4 protein-coding genes are annotated in these 2,231 nt (G+C 63.7%); 3 read left to right on the plus strand and 1 reads right to left on the minus strand.

The genetic code is table 11. The annotated features are described in order from the left end of the window. The coding region (locus tag E5W87_RS30910; RefSeq protein WP_292406367.1) for a carbon-phosphorus lyase complex subunit PhnI at positions 1-691 on the plus strand (691 nt) is incomplete at its 5' end. Positions 692-693: 2 nt separating this feature from the next. Here the strand turns inward: E5W87_RS30910 and E5W87_RS30915 are convergent. Beyond that, the gene (locus E5W87_RS30915; protein WP_292406369.1) at positions 694-891 is read right to left on the minus strand and encodes a hypothetical protein; all 198 of its coding nucleotides are present in this window, start codon (positions 889-891) and stop codon (positions 694-696) included. Positions 892-956: 65 nt separating this feature from the next. On the opposite strand from E5W87_RS30915, the gene E5W87_RS30920 reads away from it, so the two are divergent. Continuing rightward, positions 957-1,856, plus strand: coding sequence for an alpha-D-ribose 1-methylphosphonate 5-phosphate C-P-lyase PhnJ (locus tag E5W87_RS30920; protein ID WP_292406371.1), 900 nt, complete (start codon positions 957-959; stop codon positions 1,854-1,856). Beyond that, positions 1,853-2,231 (plus strand): ATP-binding cassette domain-containing protein (locus E5W87_RS30925; protein ID WP_292406373.1); only part of this gene is annotated, 379 nt, incomplete at its 3' end. The genes E5W87_RS30920 and E5W87_RS30925, both read left to right, overlap by 4 nt.

Consider the following 2,231-nt stretch of genomic DNA (forward strand, 5'->3'; position numbering starts at 1 on the left):
GCCGCTGCAGCGCGCCAGCGAGGCGGAAGCCATGCCGCGCGTTTCCGCCATCCTCGCCCGCGAAGGCCTGATCGAGCCTGATGGCGACATGCCGCAGGACCATGTCCCCGGCGACATCACCCGCGAGCCGCTGGAATTCCCGATGGCACGCGACATCCGCCTGCAGGCGCTGTCACGCGGCGACGAAGGTTTTCTCCTCGCACTCGGCTATTCCACCCAGCGCGGCTATGCCCGCAACCATCCCTTCGTCGGCGAGGTCCGCATCGGCGAGGTCGAGCTGGAACTCGATGTGCCGGAGCTGCCCTTCGCTGCACCGCTCGGCTCGGTGCGTGTCACCGAGTGCCAGATGGTCAACCAGTTCAAGGGCTCGGCCAAGGCGCCGCCGCAATTCACCCGCGGCTACGGCCTCGTCTTCGGCCAGAGCGAGCGCAAGGCGATGGCCATGGCACTCTGTGACCGCGCTCTTCGTGCAACCGAATTAGGCGAGGACGTCGTCGCCGCCGCCCAGGACGAGGAGTTCGTCATCTCGCATTCCGACAATGTCCAGGCGACCGGCTTCGTCGAGCATCTGAAGCTGCCGCACTATGTCGACTTCCAGGCCGAGCTCGACCTCGTGCGCCGCATGCGCGCCGAGCATGACACTCGCGAAAACGCCGGCAAAGCCGAAGAGAAAAGGGAGGCAGCGGAATGATTTCAGCCGTCTCCGCCGCCACCATGACCAGCGCTGTAGTGGCCATTATGCGCCTCGTTGAACCCTTTGCTGCCAGCAATAGTCTCACCGCTCGCACTTTCTTTTGGCGCGGGCAGAATCATGCGCCGGAGGAAAAAGAGGACGGCGCCAACAAATACCAGCAGCAGAATTCCCAAATGCGTCCATCCGGCAGAGGTCATCAGGGTTTGTCCCGTTTCCCGTGTCCTGGAAGTCAATTCACTAGCATAAGGCAGGTGTGATCGCCATGACCGACATCGCCACTTACAACTTCGCCTATCTCGACGAGCAGACCAAGCGGATGATCCGCCGCGCGATCCTCAAGGGCATCGCCATTCCCGGCTATCAGGTGCCGTTCGCCTCGCGCGAAATGCCGATGCCCTATGGCTGGGGCACCGGCGGCGTGCAGGTCACCGCGTCGATCATCGGCCCGGAGGATGTGCTGAAAGTCATCGACCAGGGCGCCGACGACACCACCAATGCCGTTTCGATCCGCGCCTTCTTCAAAAAGGTCGCCAATGTCGCTGTCACCACCGAGACGGCGAAGGCGACCATCATCCAGACCCGCCACCGCATCCCCGAACATCCGCTGACATCGGGCCAGGTGCTGGTCTATCAGGTGCCGATCCCCGAGCCGCTGCGCTTCCTCGAGCCGCGCGAGACCGAGACGCGCAAGATGCATGCGCTGGAGGAATACGGCCTCATGCATGTGAAGCTCTACGAGGACATTGCCAGGCATGGCCGCATCGCCACCACCTACGCCTATCCGGTCAAAGTCGAAGGCCGCTACGTGATGGACCCATCGCCGACGCCGAAGTTCGATAATCCGAAAATGCACCGTTCGCCGGCTTTGCAACTGTTCGGTGCCGGCCGCGAAAAGCGCATCTATGCGCTGCCGCCCTTCACCGATGTGGTCAGCCTCGACTTCGAGGATCATCCGTTCGAGGTGCAGACCTTCGATCAGCCCTGCGCGCTGTGCGCGGCCGAGAACGTCTATCTCGACGAGGTTATCCTCGATGACCATGGCGGCCACATGTTCGTCTGCTCCGATACCGACCATTGCGAGAAGCGACGCGAACAAGGCCATCGCGGCCACCTTGCGCCTGAGACCCCTCTTGCCCTGGAAAAAACGGAGCCGGCGCAATGACCGACGAACCGCTGCTGCGCGTTTCAGCGCTATCCAAATTCTACGGTTCGCGCGTCGGCTGCGAGAACGTCACCTTCGACCTGTGGCCGGGCGAGGTGCTGGCGGTGGTCGGCGAATCCGGTTCCGGCAAGACGACGCTGCTCGACTGCCTGTCGACCCGGCTGCTGCCGAGCTCCGGCACCGCCAGCTACCGCATGCGCGACGGCCAGTTCCGCGAGCTCTACCGCATGAGCGAGGCCGAGCGCCGCTTCCTGATGCGCACCGACTGGGGCTTTGTCCATCAGAACCCCGCCGACGGGCTGCGCATGACGGTATCGGCCGGCGCCAATGTCGGCGAGCGGCTGATGGCGGTGGGCGACCGCCACTATGGGAAAA

This window comes from Mesorhizobium sp., assembly GCF_004962925.1.
Lineage (GTDB): Bacteria > Pseudomonadota > Alphaproteobacteria > Rhizobiales > Rhizobiaceae > Mesorhizobium.

Bases quoted from the DNA above. Each gene is read 5' to 3' on its own strand.
- E5W87_RS30915 (WP_292406369.1), bottom strand. From the start codon at position 891: ATGACCTCTGCCGGATGGACGCATTTGGGAATTCTGCTGCTGGTATTT.
- E5W87_RS30920 (WP_292406371.1), top strand. From the start codon at position 957: ATGACCGACATCGCCACTTACAACTTCGCCTATCTCGACGAGCAGACC.